This is a genomic window from Pseudoalteromonas aurantia 208 (assembly GCF_014858725.1).
GTDB classification, from domain to species: domain Bacteria; phylum Pseudomonadota; class Gammaproteobacteria; order Enterobacterales; family Alteromonadaceae; genus Pseudoalteromonas; species Pseudoalteromonas aurantia.
In genome coordinates, this window is sequence record NZ_AQGV01000012.1 from 1,999,566 (window position 1) to 2,016,860 (window position 17,295).

The 17,295-nt window shown below is 40.5% G+C and carries 13 protein-coding genes; 6 read left to right on the top strand and 7 right to left on the bottom strand.

Annotated features, from left to right (window positions below):
* The first annotated feature begins 24 nt into the window (after positions 1-24).
* Both PAUR_RS12415 and PAUR_RS12420 read left to right on the top strand, forming a co-directional pair.
* On the top strand, positions 25-1,200 hold the full coding sequence (locus PAUR_RS12415; RefSeq protein WP_192508036.1) for an FIST signal transduction protein: 1,176 nt from the start codon (positions 25-27) through the stop codon (positions 1,198-1,200).
* Positions 1,193-2,590 carry a sensor histidine kinase gene (locus PAUR_RS12420; protein ID WP_192508037.1) on the top strand — a complete coding sequence of 466 codons (1,398 nt, stop codon included), beginning with the start codon at positions 1,193-1,195 and terminating at the stop codon, positions 2,588-2,590. Before PAUR_RS12415 ends, PAUR_RS12420 begins: the two co-directional genes overlap by 8 nt.
* 262 nt (positions 2,591-2,852) lie before the next feature.
* Here the strand turns inward: PAUR_RS12420 and PAUR_RS12425 are convergent, their stop codons facing one another.
* The gene (locus PAUR_RS12425; RefSeq protein ID WP_192508038.1) at positions 2,853-4,400 is read right to left on the bottom strand and encodes an AbgT family transporter; all 1,548 of its coding nucleotides are present in this window, start codon (positions 4,398-4,400) and stop codon (positions 2,853-2,855) included.
* Positions 4,401-4,595: 195 nt separating this feature from the next.
* Here PAUR_RS12425 and PAUR_RS12430 point away from each other — a divergent pair, with 195 nt between their 5' ends.
* The 3 genes from PAUR_RS12430 to PAUR_RS12440 all read left to right on the top strand — a co-directional run bounded on the left by PAUR_RS12430 (position 4,596) and on the right by PAUR_RS12440 (position 8,731).
* Positions 4,596-5,441, top strand: coding sequence for an HDOD domain-containing protein (locus tag PAUR_RS12430; RefSeq protein ID WP_192508039.1), 846 nt, complete (start codon positions 4,596-4,598; stop codon positions 5,439-5,441).
* Positions 5,442-5,786: 345 nt separating this feature from the next.
* The gene (locus PAUR_RS12435) at positions 5,787-7,298 is read left to right on the top strand and encodes a response regulator (RefSeq protein ID WP_192508040.1); all 1,512 of its coding nucleotides are present in this window, start codon (positions 5,787-5,789) and stop codon (positions 7,296-7,298) included.
* 266 nt (positions 7,299-7,564) lie between these two features.
* Positions 7,565-8,731 carry an NRAMP family divalent metal transporter gene (locus PAUR_RS12440; protein ID WP_192508575.1) on the top strand — a complete coding sequence of 389 codons (1,167 nt, stop codon included), beginning with the start codon at positions 7,565-7,567 and terminating at the stop codon, positions 8,729-8,731.
* Between the two features lie 59 nt (positions 8,732-8,790).
* On the opposite strand, the gene PAUR_RS12445 is transcribed toward PAUR_RS12440, so the two are convergent.
* The 6 genes from PAUR_RS12445 to fadI form a co-directional block, all read right to left on the bottom strand.
* Positions 8,791-9,876, bottom strand: a complete 1,086-nt coding sequence (locus PAUR_RS12445) for an energy transducer TonB (RefSeq protein WP_192508041.1) — start codon at positions 9,874-9,876, stop codon at positions 8,791-8,793.
* A 102-nt stretch (positions 9,877-9,978) separates the two neighbouring features.
* A complete protein-coding gene (locus PAUR_RS12450) occupies positions 9,979-10,254 on the bottom strand; it encodes a YfcL family protein (RefSeq protein ID WP_192508042.1) in 276 nt (91 codons plus the stop codon).
* Positions 10,255-10,262: 8 nt separating this feature from the next.
* Positions 10,263-11,390 carry an ATP-NAD kinase family protein gene (locus PAUR_RS12455; protein WP_192508043.1) on the bottom strand — a complete coding sequence of 376 codons (1,128 nt, stop codon included), beginning with the start codon at positions 11,388-11,390 and terminating at the stop codon, positions 10,263-10,265.
* Positions 11,380-11,937 carry an elongation factor P hydroxylase gene (locus PAUR_RS12460; protein WP_192508044.1) on the bottom strand — a complete coding sequence of 186 codons (558 nt, stop codon included), beginning with the start codon at positions 11,935-11,937 and terminating at the stop codon, positions 11,380-11,382. The genes PAUR_RS12455 and PAUR_RS12460 overlap by 11 nt, the downstream gene beginning before the upstream one ends.
* A 584-nt stretch (positions 11,938-12,521) precedes the next feature.
* Positions 12,522-14,735, bottom strand: coding sequence for a fatty acid oxidation complex subunit alpha FadJ (gene fadJ, locus PAUR_RS12465; protein ID WP_192508045.1), 2,214 nt, complete (start codon positions 14,733-14,735; stop codon positions 12,522-12,524).
* Entirely contained in the window at positions 14,735-16,045 is a 1,311-nt protein-coding gene (gene fadI, locus PAUR_RS12470; protein ID WP_192508046.1) for an acetyl-CoA C-acyltransferase FadI, read from the bottom strand. Before fadI ends, fadJ begins: the two co-directional genes overlap by 1 nt.
* Before the next feature lie 292 nt (positions 16,046-16,337).
* On the opposite strand from fadI, the gene PAUR_RS12475 reads away from it, so the two are divergent.
* Positions 16,338-17,294 carry an AAA family ATPase gene (locus PAUR_RS12475; RefSeq protein ID WP_192508047.1) on the top strand — a complete coding sequence of 319 codons (957 nt, stop codon included), beginning with the start codon at positions 16,338-16,340 and terminating at the stop codon, positions 17,292-17,294.
* The last annotated feature ends 1 nt before the right edge of the window (position 17,295 follow it).

The following is a 17,295-nucleotide window of genomic DNA, read 5'->3' on the forward strand; positions in this document are numbered from 1 at the left end:
GGTTTAAATTACTGGGGAATGCCTTTGTTTAAATTTAATTGTTACTCCTCAAACAGCACTGATACACCACATGCACTCAATGAGATTGAGGCACAGCTTAATCACGCACATAACGCCACATTTTTAATTGTTTATTTTGATGTGCAATTAAACGCTGAGGTAATTTGGCGATGGCTATCAGCACAGTTTGAGAATACACAATTCATTCTAAGCAGCTCATGCCAAGGGAGCTTTTGCCACAATGAATACTATAATCACGCTTTTGCTACACTCACAGTAGTTAGCATCAGCGACCCATCTGGCTATTATTTCGTCAGCTCTGGTAAGCGAGATAATTTATCGACATTTGACACGGCGCAAAGTGCCACTAACCAACTACTCAAAAACACCTTCAGTGAATCACCTGAGCTACTTTGGATCACCCTCTCGCCTGGAGATGAAGAGCAAGCCATAGCTGGAATACAAGCAGCTATCGGGCAACGAGTCCCTATTATAGGAGGGTCAGCATCAGATAACGATGTATCTGGTCAATGGCAAGTCTACACACATCACACAGCGACTCCCTGTAGCATGGCCATCGCGAGTCTAACGCCTTCGGTAGCCGTTTCGTTTTCATTCTCTTCTGGTTACGCTCCATCGGGTCTTACAACTAAAGTCACACAAGCTTCTGGTAGAAATGTTGCTACACTCGATAATACGCCCGCGGCAATACGGTATAATCAATTAACAAATGGTACCATTTCGCAAAGTCTCACGGGAGGTAACATTCTAGGCCTGACTTCCTTTCATCCAATAGGCCGAGAAGTCAGTAAAGATGAGTATTTATTGAGTCACCCTGAAAATGTCCACTCAAATGGCACTCTATCGTTATTCTCCAGCTTAGATGAAGGCGATGTTCTTCATATTATGCATGGTTCAACCGACAGTTTACTCCGCAGAGCACACCAGGTGATCCATAATGCGCAACACACACTTGATGACCCCGCTCTGTCAGGATGTATGCTTATTTATTGTGCTGGCTGCATGCTCAGCGTTAAGTCTCAATTTGAACAAGTTACTAAGAACATTTGCCAAGATTTTAACAGTGTACCTGTCGCAGGAGTCTATACCTTTGGTGAACAAGGTTGCTTTTTAGATGGCCAATCTCGACATGGAAATTTAATGATTTCTGCTCTCGTATTTGGTGCCACACATGATTAACAGCGAACATCAGCAACTTATCAAAGACAATGAACGATTACTTGAAAAAGTAGCGAGACTAGAGAGAACAGTCGAAGTTACACGCACACAACAAGCTGAGTCTCTCGTTTTATTAGAAGGTATGAGCGCCTCTTTACAAGCATCTACAGTTGAACAAATATATCAATCCGTGTTCACTACACTTAAAAAACAAACGCCTTTCGACACAGCCCTGTTACTCACACCGGCCATGCCGGGTACACTTAATGTGGCAGCCACAAGCAACAATGTACCTATGCAGCAAAACATTATTGTCGACCCCCTCTTAAAATCAGTGTTAACGGGGCCTGCAAAAGCCATCATTGATATTCAACTGCTCAATCCTGATTGGTTGCCAACACTGACAGCGCCCCACCATCACAGTGCACTCATTGCATCATTCAGCTATAAAAGCTCGGTCTGCTTATTGATGCTTTTTGATATAAATAAAGGTGCTTATTTACGAAAAGATGCCCAAGCAATCAATCGAATCACCGGACTTATAGAGCAAACACTCGATCAAGTAGAAAAGCGTTTTATAGAGCTAGAAGCACAACAGTTACGTGTCGAGTCTGAACGCGTACAAGGCAATCTACTGCGTCAAGAAAAAATGGCTTCTTTGGGGCAGTTAGCCGCAGGAATAGCACACGAGATCAATAACCCTATTAGCTTCATTGGCAGTAACTTGCAACTCATGCAAACGCAGGTCAAAAACTTGTATTTATTCCATCAGAACCTCAATAAACAGCTTGCACCTAGTAATCAGCGTCTCTTTACATTAATGGCAGAAACCTATCCATGTGACTTTCTTGAAAGTGACTTTAATGAACTCTTTAATGATTGTAGGGAAGGTGTCGAACGGGTGAGTTACATTGTAAAGTCATTAAAAACCTACTGCCAAGCCAATGACAGTAACTGGCAGTTAAATAATGTTTGCGAAGGATTTAGCCTCACTCTAAAAATGCTTGAAAATCAGTTAAAATATAATTGTGTCATTTCAGAGTATCACGCTGATATTCCCGACAGTTACTGCATCAACAGTGAGCTAAATCAAGTGTACTTAAATTTGTTACTTAATGCTGTACAAAGTATGCATGGTCACGGCAAAATAATCATTCGTAGTTACGCTAAAAACAATACCATTTTTATAGAAGTGCAAGACAACGGTATGGGTATTGCGCCCTCTAAAATTAACCGAATCTTTGACCCTTTTTATACTACCAAAGAAGTTGGTCAAGGCACCGGCTTAGGACTCTCTATTTCACATGCTATTGTGAAAAAACACCAAGGAGAGATACATGTTAAAAGTAAAGTAAATCAAGGAAGTAAATTTACTATTGCACTTCCTGTTTTATCGCTTCCACCGACCTGAATACGCAAAGCTGGTCTATTGAATCCATGCCACTAAATATAAGATCTATTTTTACACAAAAAAACACACAGCCAAAAGGGAAGTATTGGGGTTGGCTTTTTTCTATAAAATTAATTGACGCAATACGTACAGATTTCAGCTTATAAAATAACGCTTATAGTCAAGAATATTGATATGAGTACACACATAAAAAACGCCTAATTAAGGCGCTTTTTTAAATGCCACACTTTAAGTAAAGTGTACGCGATATTGCGTTTATCAACTATGGGTATGTATAGCTTGACTGCAAACCAAGTGGAAAACCAAGTCCCCAATATGCAAGCAAAAATAAACTCCAACCAATTAAAAATGCGATTGAGTACGGTAACATCATCGCAATCAGCGTTCCAATTCCAGTCCCTTTAACATACTTCTGACAATACACCACAACTAACGGAAAGTATGGCATCAAAGGCGTAATAATATTCGAGCTAGAATCACCTACGCGATAGGCCGCTTGTGTTAAATCAGGAGAAATACCTAATTGCATTAACATTGGCACAAATATGGGCCCTAGCAAGGCCCATTTAGCTGAGCTTGAACCAACGAAAAGGTTAACAAAAGCGGTTAAGAAGATAATACCTACCACGGTCACTGAGCTTGGCAATGCCATTGCTTTTAATACTTGAGCACCTTCAATTGCCAATAATGCGCCCAAGTTTGATTGACTAAATGCAGCAATAAACAAAGCACAGAAAAATGCCATTACAATATAATAGGCCATACTGCCCATTGCTTTGCTCATTGCATCTATCATATCTTTCGAGCTTTTAAATGTCCCAACCATGAAACCGAATATGGCACCAGGGATCCAAAACAGTAAAAAGATCAGCGGGACGATAGACTGCATAAGGGGGGCACTAAAATCAGTTAATGAACCATTAGGGCTGCGTAATGCAGATTCTTCGCCACTTGATGCATATGCGAGTAGCGCAAGTCCTGCAATCATCACTGAAGATGCCACATAAAAGGCTGTACGTTCCTTTCCTGTCACTTCATCAAAGGCTGGTAAGTTTTCAGTATCACCGTCTATCTGAGTGTCTTTTAGACGCGGCTCAATAATTTTATCGGTGATATACCAACCCAGTAAAATAATAAAAAGGCTTGATGCCGACGTGAAGAACCAATTGTTTAATGGGTTAATCGACATAGTTGGATCAATAATATGTGCGGCGCTTTGCGTAAAGCTTTGCAGTAATGGATCAATACCAGAAGGAATAAAGTTTGCGCTAAAGCCACCACTAACCCCAGCAAAAGCTGCTGCAATACCAGCCAGCGGGTGTCGACCCATCGCATAATAGATAACCCCTGCAATAGGGATCACCAAAACATAACCTGCATCAGTAGCCGTATGACTAACGATTGCAATTAATATAATGGATGGCGTTAATAACGCCTGAGGCGTTCTTTTTAGCATCAACTTTAAGCCCGCATTAATATAACCCGAGTGCTCAGCAACACCAACCCCTAACATCGCAACAAGTACAACACCTAATGGTGCAAACCCAGTGAATGTTTTAACCATAGAAGACAAAAAGCCAGCTAATGCATCCCCACTAAGTAAGTTATTTACAACAATCGCTTGTCCTGTTCTTGGGTCTATCGCATCAAAGCTTGTGCCTGAAAATAACCAAGATAAAAACCAAATTAATATCATCGCAATTAAAAATATAATCGCTGGATCAGGTAACTTATTGCCGACTCGTTCTATTGAGTTCAAAAACCGCGTGATCACCCCTGAAGGTGCCGCTGCACTTGTTTGTTGCGTCATCTTTCATCTCTAAATAGCAAAATTGATTAACCTTAACGCAATTTACTATTAACTCGCAATAATTTGCGCCCTAAATTGGGACTAATAATGTAATATACCGCCTGATAGCACCTTTGAGATGTTTTTTTAGTCTAATCGTCTTCAATTCTTTCACTTTGAACTATTCTTGTATTTAAGCTTCGTAAGGATATACCCATGATTGACATTGATGATTCAGTTCTTAAAGATATTAAAAGCGGGTTTAACTTACCACCTAAGCCCGAATTACTCAGCCAGCTACAAGACAGTCTAAAGGAAGATGAACCTGATTTATGCCAAATAGCTAGCTTGATCGCAACCGACATAGCGACCTCTGCTGCTGTATTAAAAGTAATCAATTCGAGTAGTTATGGGATGTCTAGAACTATTACTGATATTAGACAAGCGGTGATGTTTTTAGGGCTGGATAGCATTACCCAATTGGTTACCGGATTCTTGATAAAGCAAGCCTTTGATCAAAACAAGTGCTGTATTAAACTTGAGCGATTTTGGGATACTGCAACTGAAATTGCGGATGTTGCGACCCTGATTGGTAAAAAAATAAAATCAAAAGTGCCTGTCGAAAACTTACATATGCTGGGCCTATTTCACGACGCGGGTATACCTGCTATGGCAATGAAATACTCAAATTATGTGGATGTATTAGCAACAGCAAATGAAAATTATGATCAAAACCTCGTCTTCCATGAAGAATCTTTTTTTCATACTAACCACGCCGTCATTGGTTATTATTTAGCAAATAGTTGGAACTTACCAAAAAATATCTGCCAGCTAATCCTACGTCACCACGATGTACACTATTTTTCAGAAAAGCATCCAAATGATGAAAAACTGTGTATGGCTGCGCTCAAAATGGCTGAAGACTTAGTACATGTCAATAAACGATTCGTGCCTGATCCGGATTGGCATCATGTGAAAGCTTCTGTTTTAAAAGTGCTCGATCTTGAAGAAGATGATTACCAAGATATTAGAGATGATGTACAAGATTACTTTATTGAATAGTCTCGTTAGCTAAAGCTACCAGCGCCTTAGATACCGTGTTGTGTACGAGTTTTATGATTTTATTATAAGCACTAAATTTTCTAGCACTCTCAACGTCTATAACTTTAATTAAATGTAAACAAATGAAAATACCCTCTTGATATTTAGCCATTAATAGCATATAAATCGTTCCAAATTAATAATAACAGTTCTAGATGGCGTTTGCTTTGGATTAATCATTCCCTGTACGCTTAAAACTGTGAATTAATAATTCAAACCTATGATTTATATAATTAAAAATACAATACAGCATAAACATTTTGAATGTTTTCTAACCCCTAAAAATACGACAGAGAGAGTTTCAAATTGCAACTGGTCAATTTAAATATTGCGATTATTGATGAAAATAAAATAAACGTTGAAATTCTCTCAAAAATGCTTCAAAGCTTAGGGGTATTCAATGTATTTACCTTCTATCATCCGCAACAATTTGTCGATGAGGTAGAAACTCAGCAATTCGACATGCTATTTCTTGACCATAATATCGACCAATTACATAACCACTATGACATGATCAGTGATCTTATTTTTGCTGACAAATTACTACCAACGACTCGACTTATATACTTAGCTCCAGAAAATACATCGTTTGATTATACGTGTGAATACCCCTTTCATAGTACACAAATGCTCATACGCCCTTTCAACACGGCTCAAATTTCAGAGCAATTGAAGCTACATGTTTTACAAATCACTGAATTTAAAACCGCCTATCACTTTATTAGTCAAAAACACTATAAACGCGCACTATTGCATTTAAAAAACTTAAGAAATCGAAATTATCCAAACTATTTAAAAAAATCTAGAAATCAACTGCTTGTTAATTTGCTACAACAACTAGGGCAATATAGTATCGCTAAAAAACTGCTAGTGCCACTTGCAAAAAAACACATCCATTGGGCCAGTTGGAGCTTATTTCATGTAAATTATGAACTCAAAGAGCTTGATAAATGTAAGCAGTTCTTAGCTTCACCACTCATTCAAAAGGTATATCCCGTTCGCGTATTTTATTGGCAGATTTATTTGTCGTGGCAAACTGGTAAGCGTGACATCGCAACGGAACAGGTTCTAGCATTTGAGCTGGATAAAATGTCGCCTATGATGTTACGTTTGAGCCTCATGACATTGCATGCAAACCATGAGATCAATGCGCTTGAAAACCTATTTAATCGAACACAAACAATACGTAGCGATAATATTGACTATCAAAACTTCATAGCTTGCCTACGCGCAAGGACGATGATTTTATCGGCGCTTTTTGAGCAAACAGATATCCATATCAGTAATGCTAAACAAAGTCTTATTGGTGTACAAAAAACAATGCAAGCCACCCAACCCACAGAATTTAGTACGCTTATGGTGGCGCTTATGACCCTTGATGGCAACAATTCCGTCGCAAAGGGAAAATTGTATCAATTGGCACAACACAGTAGTGATGATCCTATTCAAATCATTTTTCAAGCATATTTGTATCACCACTTAGGTGAACACCAAGATGCATTTGAGTGTATTTACACTGCACATCAATTGATCAACCGACAACTTAAAAATTGCCAACACGTATTAGCAGGGTTAATGCATAAGATCATATTTGAACACATGTATCATGATAGTTCCTCGCGCGCCCGTGCTTATGAAAAACTAGGACAACGCGTTTATGCTTCAGGTGAATACAAAAATGCCGTTAAAATTTATGGCCATGCGCTCAACGCTGGAGTCAATAGCAATGAAATTAAATCTCGTTTAGAAGAATGTATACACTTAAGTGGTATCACTGACCACTTTTACCAAACGCAAATGGATACAGTCACCGCGTAATGGATACATTTACTCCTTCACTTTAGCCAACTTACAGCTCTACCTTATGTAAAATTACTGTTTATATAAAGGTTTACACAGGTTAATATACTCAAATAGATGTCAGTCTCGCCTATTAGGTAGATACTGTTCGTACTATTATCTTGAATATCGCAGTAACCAAAAACATAACCATAACCATTGTAATTTTGATATCATGTAAAAAGGATGTATTCGTGCTTGCAAATATCCAAAACAAGTTTAACTCTCTTGGACCAGGAATACTCATGGCCACCGCCGCAATTGGTGGCTCACATCTTGTCGCAGCAACACAAGCTGGTGCATTATTTGGTTGGCAATTATTGTGGCTTATTGTTGCTGTGAACTTATTAAAATACCCGTTTTTTCGCTTTGGTGTTGAATATACGCTGCATACTCAAAACAGTGTTATTCACGGCTATAAACAACAAGGAATTGCCATATTTATTGCATTTGCTGGACTCAATGTGATTGCCGCGATAGTAAATACCGCGGGTGTGTTGTTACTAACAGCAAGCTTACTTCATTACGCCCTTCCCATTCAGGCTAGTGTCACTACTTTATGTTTTGCAATACTGACTGTGTGCCTAATCATCTTACTCTTTGGCCATTACAAGGTACTAGATAAAGCCAGTAAATGGATCATGAGTGTGTTAACACTCGCGACTTTATCGGCATTGGCAATTGCCATATTGCAAGGGAGTGCCCATCCAGCTCCTGAGGTAATGCCTGAGCCGTACCAATTAGCCATGTTAGGTTTTTTGGTTGTGCTAATGGGGTGGATGCCCGCACCTATAGAAATATCAGCGATTAACTCACTTTGGATCAAAGCAAAATGTAGAAATATGCAGTTGAGCTACTGCCAAGGCATGTTCGACTTCAATTTAGGCTATGGGCTTACCGCCTTTTTGGCAATTGTTTTTTTCGCGCTGGGTGTACTCGTGCAATTTGGTAGTACCAGTAAAATAGAACTAGCGGGTGTCGCTTTTAGCAAACAATTAATAGATATGTACACACTCACTATCGGTGAGTGGGCACGAAGTTTAGTGTCTACTATTGCATTCCTATGTATGTTTGGCACAACACTTACCGTACTTGATGGGTACGCCAGAACATTAAATGACGCATTGTCATTAATTCGTAAAGATCCCCCAAAAAATAGTCTTACAGCACTGATATTATTACAGGCAAGTTTAGGGATGGCGGTTGTGTTATTTTTCAAAGCGAACCTCAAAGAAATGCTCACGTTTGCAATGACTTTGGCATTTGTTACCACCCCATTATTTGCATGGTTTAATTACCGCCTGGTAACGAGCATCAAAAAGCCGCCAACAGGTATGTTAAAAGTACTCACATGGGTAGGTCTGGCTTATTTATTTGGGTTTACTCTCTTATTTGTATACTGGCGCTTTTAAGCATAGGTATGAGTAACATACACGTGCACTGTGTTACTCATACAACTTAACTTTTACTGCTAATCATTTAAACGAAAGTCGATTTGTACGGTAGACTTTGCCGGCACAGCTTTGCCGTCAACAAATTTAGGGGCATATCTCCACTGTTTCAATGCCTTTATTGACGGCTTTTGAAATCCAATATTCTCATCTGGATTCAAAACTAAAATATCCTCAACAAATCCACTTGGCGTCACTGTAAACTCCAATTGTACGAACCCTTCCCGAGAAAATTCAGCTGCTCTTCGTGGGTAAATAGGTGCTTGCCTGTAAAGTGGGGTCTGCTCAATGTTATTGTTCCAGGGCCGCATTTTTGCGATGGCCACACAATGCTTGGTTGCCGCTTCACTATTTCCAACACGCTCATAAGCTGCCACGAGCCTAGAGTGTGCAAAGAGCTCCATTGGGTGTTCAAAATCTAGATTTTCATCAAACACATTAACAATATTATTCAACCGTTCTATCGCTTCATTATGACGCTTGCGTCCAGTTTCATAGGCTGCTACCCACATATCTACTTCAAGCCGATGTAAAGCGTTAGCAGGCAAGTGCGCACTGTTAAGTTCATCAGTGCGTTTTAAGTATCGCTTAGCTTTTCGATAATGCCTTTGCTCTTCAAAGAATATTTTCGCTGCTTCAAAATTAATCTTCGACTCAAGTAATAAATCTTGCTTTTTTTGTGCTATTGCAATGGCACTATCAATAAATTCAGAGCCGGAGCTTCGACGTCCTAACTGCACCGTTGCTTCGGTGAGTGATATCAACGGGTCAATTAACTGTTGGCTGGCTTCACCATGTAACTTCTGTGTCCCTGTAACTATTTTCTTATAAAGAGCGACTCTTTCTTCGGCCATTTTACTAGGCATAGCCTCGGCATAATTCGCGGCTAAATTCAGTGTGTTTTGATGCTCAGCGCCATATATTTCTTGCCCCAGTTGATAGGCTTGTTCAGCAAGTAATTGCTTCTGAGTATCATCTTTGTGCGCGACGGCTTGCTGATAGGCTTGGTAGACTTGTTTAAATTCTTTCTGTGTATCTGCACTAGCGTGAATATTAGCGCTAAGTAACAATAATGTCGCGAGAGTTCCATGTTTTATATAGTTCATATTATATCCATATATAATTTTATAATTACCTGATTATTAATATCATAATCTTCAGGCATAAAAAAACCGTGCTAAGCACGGTTTAAGTATAGCGTATTTTAACTAGCTTAACGCTTTAACTTGCTCCCATATGGACACAACATGAGCCTTATCTTCGTCGGTCAACTCTCCATTGCGATAAGCTTTAACTAAACTTTTCTCAACGTTATCATTTAACTCTGTCGAGCTAAGTGCTTCGCCCTCTACCTGAGCATATCCAACCGCAAGATCAAAATGACCACGTAAATAACCGCCCGCAAATAATTCATCATCACTGGCTTTATCAACTAAATCATCAAAAAATTGTTGGGCAGTTTCTACATAATCTTGAAATGACATGACTTCTCCTAATTTAAATCTTGGTGGCCTACAGCATACATCACGTGATCATTGTACCCTGTGATCACTTTAATATAACCACTTAATTCGTTATCTAACGCTTGATCACCTGTGTCTGCAATTAATGGACGCCCGTTCAGCGCTTGTAACTTAGTCTTTGTTGCCACAATGATTATATTCTCACGCCCTACTTTGCGTATTAAATCTGGGCTCAACTGTTGATTACCTCGTCCAAAAATATGACCTTGACCGCCAATCAACGTAATCACTAATTTAGTCGGGCACAAACCGGCACTATCATAAAGTTGAGCTGCCGTCATATCTTGCCCTAACAGGGTATGATCTTTGATCAAATCAACACCAAGCAATGTATTATCTAGCCCTAATTCTTCCATAATAGCCGCAACGGTCGACCCTGAGCCCATTATATATTGCTCGTCCTCGTCCATTTCACTGATCACATAAGCAGATAAATCTGCAAGTACTAACTCGTCAGTTTCTTTACCGCCATTCTTCACACTTTGCACGTAACGAACCTCTGAAGGTACCTGCATTTCTCCATAACGCTTTGCTTTCACTGTTCCTTGTCGAAAGGCAACCTCATCAATGTCCATCACATTCGCTTCACCTAATGTAACCAAATCACCATTAATCAACATCTCCACTACTCGACCGGCTGCTTTTGGGGTAATGGCATAAACCCCCGAATGTATCTTACATCCGGCGGGAACCCCCAAGACTGGTAGTTGCTCACCGACAGCAGCACAAATATTTCTTGCTGTTCCATCTCCGCCAGCAAATAAAATCATATCAACACCTTGCGCTAGCATTTCTTTAGCTGCAGCTTCAGTATCTTGTGGGCAGGTCTTAGCGCCTGTAGAAAACACGACCTGTGTTTCAAAACCCAATGCTTTTGCACATAACTCACCCATGTCGCCATTGACCGTGTAAATTTTTAGCTCCGCAATATATGGAACTAACAATTCCAATGCTTGACGTGTACGCAAATTGGCTTTCGGCTCAGCGCCCAACGCCAGTGCATGTTCAGCTGTATCTGCACCATCACTACCTTTGAGCGCAACACTGCCGCCTAAACCTGCAACTGGGTTAATAATCAAACCAAGTTTAAACTGCATCTAAGAACTCCTCTGGACACTGCCACTCAAACTGTTCGGCCATAAGTGGCCAAGGTGTACTGTAAAATTCACTTAGGGCTTTTAGTAATATCTCAGTTCGTTCACTAAAACCATCTTCAACCAAGCGCAGAACTTGCTTGTGTACGCGTGTTTGAAAACTAAAACGGCATGTTTGTGCCCCATTTAAGTTATCAATCGATACATTAAACGTAAAACCGGCAGCAATACTTAATGCCCATTCAATTGCCTGAGGCTTCACTTCGACACTTTCAAACTCTAACTGCTGCGCTTTATTTCGACCATCAGGGCAATACCAATAGCCATAATCTTCTAACAACCGGCGATGCTCTCCTGCAACTAACCAATGCGCAATTTCATGTAATGCACTGGCATAAAAACCATGTGCAAACACAATCTGATGAAACGGGGTTTCAATACTTGCGGGGATATAAACGGGTTCATGCTGACCTTTTATGAGCTTACTGTTATACGTTTGATAAAAGCTCTCGTCGAATATACGAATTAGATCGTGGATCTGGTGTGTCAAAGTGGTAATAGTTCCAAGTTAAGGGGGTAAGACAATCGACGTATTGTACGATTTTTTGCTGCTAATGTAAAAAACAAGGCCTAATTCAAAACAAATAAAACAGGGACTAACACTCCCCATTTGATTGGCTATTTGCATAACTAATCTGTGTTAATTCATAAACTATTAGACCCTAAAAACGGAACGATCATATCACTATTTCACCACTCGCTAGAAAGGGGTTAAATCTAAATTAAGGAAGATAAAAGTCGTTCCATAATCTTTATTTCTCAACGGAGAGAATATCTTTTTCAATTTCCTAAAAAGCCTTGTATTTTAATATAAATTTTACCACCAAGTAATAAACCAGCACAGCAAAGATAGGTATTACAAGAGTTAGTGTCTGGCTTTAGTGCATTAAACCAAGACGATACAACACGCCGAAAATATGGAAGGTCAGTTACCTGATAATGCATTAATACCGAAAACTACCGCGAACTCAATTTATTTAAAATGCACAATTATGCAGTGTAAAAACAGCTATTTTACAAAAAAAAAGCTATGCAATGCACAGCCTTTTTCTAAATAAAGTAAGTCGCCTCAGATCATGCGGGCTTTTCTTCACTACTTGGCTTAGCAACCACATTATCAGATTCAGCTTGTACTGAATCTTTAGCTTGTTCAGTTGGCACTTCTACCAATACCGTTTGAACTTTATCAGTTGCATAAAAACACGCTCCAGAATCAGCCAATTTCATTAAGCTTTCAGCTGGCGTAAACACCACATTTTCTGATGCATAAGTCGACAGTTCAGAGCACACTTTATTGATCCCACGCTTATCCATATAGCTAAATGGTCCGCCTAAGAATGGGGGGAAACCAATACCGAATATTGCACCGATATCTCCATCTCTGGCGCTAGCAATAATACCTTCATCTAAGCATCGAGCCGCCTCATTTAGCATCTGCGCAACGCACCGGCTAGCTATTTCTTGCTTGTTTAAACGGGGGCTTTGGGTGATCCCCAATAACTCATACACCGACTCGTCAACTTTTTTACCCTTTTTCTCATAGGTATAAAATCCACGATCGGTTTTCCTACCTAAGCGTTTAGAATCTATTAAACGTTCAAACGCATTCGGCGCTTTAAAACGCTCTCCCAGCTCTTTTTCAAGGATAGGCGCTATCTTCGACCCGATATCAATGCCTACTTCATCCAGCAACGCAAGCGGTCCAACTGGGAAGCCAAATTCGACTAACGCTTGGTCTATCTTTTCTATTGGTTCACCCGCCAAAAGTAAATTTGCCGCTTCATTCACATAAGGTGCAAGAATACGATTGACGTAGAAGCCCGCTTTATCTTTTACAACAATAGGCGTTTTACCTTGTTTGCGGGCAAAGTTTACTGTACGAGAAATCGTCTCTTGTGACGTGCCTTCATGAGGAATAATCTCTACCAATGGCATTTTCTCCACAGGAGAGAAATAATGAAGCCCAATGACGTTTTCAGGACGTTGAGCTTGCTCTGCTATTTGTGAGATTGGCAAAGATGATGTGTTACTAGCGAAAATAGTATCTTCCCGACTTTCCCGCTCAATATCAGCAACCATGCTTTGTTTTAAGTTCAAATCTTCAAATACAGCTTCGATTACCATATCGACATGCTTAAATGCTGTATAGTCGGTGCCGCCTGTGATCCGGTTCATTGTTAGTTGCAGCTCTGAGTGAGACATAATGCGACGTTTTTGACGTTTTGAGAGAATTTTATAACTATAATTCATCGCATTACTGACGCCTTGTTGCGCGACATCTTTAATTCGCACCAACGCACCCGCTTTCACTGCACTCACATGCGCAATCCCAGCTCCCATCAAACCGCCACCTAATACCGCGGTACGTTTAACAGGTGCCACATCATCACTTTTATATTCTTTTTTCATTTCAGTGGTGGCAAAAAAGATACCACGCAATGATTTAGATACATCTGTCATTACAAGATCTGCAAACCCTTCGGCTTCAGTCTTATACGCTTTTAGTTCTCCTAGCTCAACAGACGCACGCACTGCTTTAATAATATTCAACGGAGCCGGGTAATGCCCCCCTGTTTTTTTCATCACATTATCATGTGCTTTTTTGAAAATAATATTGCGACCAAACGGATTAGATTCTAATAACTTACTTATTTTATCAAGTTTAGGCTGCACCACTTTTGCTTTGCCTTTCATCGCATATTTTGCGGCAACGTCCAGTAAAATGCTATGAGGGACACTGTCATTTACTAAACCTGCTTTTTTTGCTTGTTTAGCGCGAATTTGTTTACCAGTTAACATCCATTCCAATGCTTTTTGAATACCAACCAGCTTAGGTAAACGCTGTGTGCCCCCACCGCCAGGTAACAAACCAAGTTGCACTTCCGGCAAACCAAGTTTGGTTAGAACACTATCGGTACAAATACGGTAATCACAGGCTAAAGCAAACTCTAACCCGCCGCCTAATGCCGCACCATGAATAGCTGCGACCGTTGGATAGGGCTGCTTTTTCATACTAAAAAATGCTTGTTGGCACATTTCAGACAATGCCAAAGCATCTTCACGTTGTTCAGCGCTATCCAACATTTTAATGTCGGCGCCAGCGATAAAGTTATCGGCTTTACCACTGATGAACACCATTCCTGTAATATTGTCGTCTTGCCCTTGCTTTAAGGTGACCAGTAGATCATCTGCGAAACTGTCCCGCAATGTATTCATTTTTTCGCCTGGCACATCAATAGTGACAATCGCAACGCGCTTTTCATTTAACTCATAAGTAAATACTGACATTATGCACTCTCCAATACAAAGGCCGCACCTAATCCACCAGCCGCACATGCTGTGGTTAATGCCAAACCGCCGCCACGGCGTTTTAGTTCATGCAAGCTTTGCGTAATTAAGCGAGCACCCGTTGCAGCAAACGGATGTCCATACGCAAGCGAACCACCATTGACGTTAAATTTATCCATATCAATTTCACCCAGTGCTTTTGCGCGCCCGAGCTTTTCTTTTGCAAACTTATCACATCCAAACATTTTCATATTTGCCAATGCCTGTGCAGCAAATGCTTCATGCATTTCAATAAGATCTAAATCTTGTAAGCTGATCCCCGCTCTATCAAGCGCTATTGGCGTCGAGTGAGCCGGCCCCATCAACATATCTTCTTGTACACCAATCGCTGAAAATGCAAAACTGCGTACATAACCTAGTATGTCATAACCCAGTGCTTTAGCTTTGCTTTCACTCATCATTAGGACCGCAGCTGCGCCATCCGTTAACGGTGTTGCATTCGCCGCGGTCACTGAACCATGCTGCCTATCAAACACAGGTTTAAGTTTTGCGTAACCTTCAAGTGTTGAATTACCACGAATATTGTTATCTTGCTCTATAAACGACTTATAAGGAGGAACATGTGCTGTCATCACCTCTTCATTAAGCAAACCGTCCGCCCATGCTTTAGCTGCCAATGAATGTGAACGATGCGCCATTGCATCTTGATCTGCACGGCTGATCCCATGTGTTTTTGCCATTTGTTCTGCGGTTTGGCCCATAGAAAGACCCGTAGAATACTCAGCCACGGCTGGCGGAACGGGCATTAAATCTTTCAAACGTAGTTTAGAAAATATTTGTAATCTCTGACCTAATGTACGCGCTTTGGTTAAATCGACTAAGCTGCCTGCAAGCTTTTTACTGACACCAATCGGTAACACAGAAGATGAATCCGCTCCGCCCGCTATACCCACTGTCGCTGAACCTGCAATGATTGACTCTGCAACATTAGCAATCGCTTGAAAGCTCGTTGCACATGCTCGAGATACTGAGTAGGCATCAACCGATACTGGCATACCCGTCCCTAATACGATTTCACGCGCAATATTTGGAGCTTCTGGCATTTGCACTACCTGTCCAAAAACCAGCTGGTCAATTTCACTCTTATCAAAATTCAGACGCTCAAGCATTTCATTGACGACCAATTTACCCAAATCTAATGCGGGCACATGATGAAACGCCGTCGCTTGTTTCGCAAATGGCGTACGTAAACCACTCACAATCGCGATTCTATCGCCTTTTGTTGTTTTTAGAATGTTTTGTTCAGACATTGATTTTGCTCTCCCGCTGACAGGTCTGACCTGTTTTATTTATCCTGATTCTAAACAACCCCTTTCATAATGCCAATAGAAAATTCAATATTGATGACAAAAGAAGCAAACCCCCTCTACCCTAGTTTGTTTTTTATACAGCTGCAAAAGTTATTGAAAAAACAAGGGAACTAAATAGAAACACACGGTCTAAGTAAACGCAAAATAACCAAAAAATTAATTTGAAAGACTTGAGTTCTTGGAGTGAAATCCTTATAACTTAGGAAAAATTTGTCAGTACAAGGACAAAGCAATGGCTGTAAATGAATTTTCTGAACTAAAAAACTATCTTGATACCCAAATTATAGGTCAACCAGAATTGACCCAAGCGCTGTTAATTGCTGTATTAGCTGATGGTCATCTACTTGTTGAAGGACCTCCAGGGCTAGCAAAAACACGCGCTGTAAACGCGCTAGCACAAGGCATAGAAGGCAGCTTTCAACGCGTTCAATTTACCCCTGATTTATTACCTGCGGATGTCACAGGTACAGATATTTATCGCCAACAAACCAATGAGTTTGTTTTTGAGAAGGGCCCACTATTTCATAACCTAATTTTAGCTGATGAAATTAACCGTGCGCCCGCTAAAGTACAATCTGCTTTGCTAGAAGCCATGGCGGAGAGACAGATAACGGTTGGCAAAAATACCTACCCTCTTTCTGATTTGTTTATGGTAATGGCGACCCAAAACCCATTAGAGCAAGAAGGGACATATCCATTACCTGAAGCCCAATTAGACCGTTTTTTACTCCATCTGAATATTGACTACCCAGGAGCAGAAAATGAATTGGCAATACTACGACTAACCCGAGGCGAAGCGCTGTCGGAGCAACCGGTGACGTTTTCTCCTATTAGCCAAGACACTCTTTTTGCGGCAAGAAAAAATGTGTTATCTATGCATTTAGCTGAGCCATTGGAACAGTATTTAGTTCAATTGATTGTTGCCACTCGCGAAGCGGGGGAACTTGACCCGCAACTGGGTTCATGGATTGAATTTGGGGCAAGCCCTCGTGCTACAATTGCGCTAGACAAATGCGCGCGTGCCAACGCTTGGTTACAAAACCGTGACTTCGTAACTCCTGAAGATATTCAAGGTGTTTTATACAATGTGTTACGCCATCGCATTATTTTAAGCTACGAAGCACAAGCTGACGGTATCACCAAAGATCAAGTTATTCGTCGGATCTTAGAATTGGTTCCAGTACCGTAAT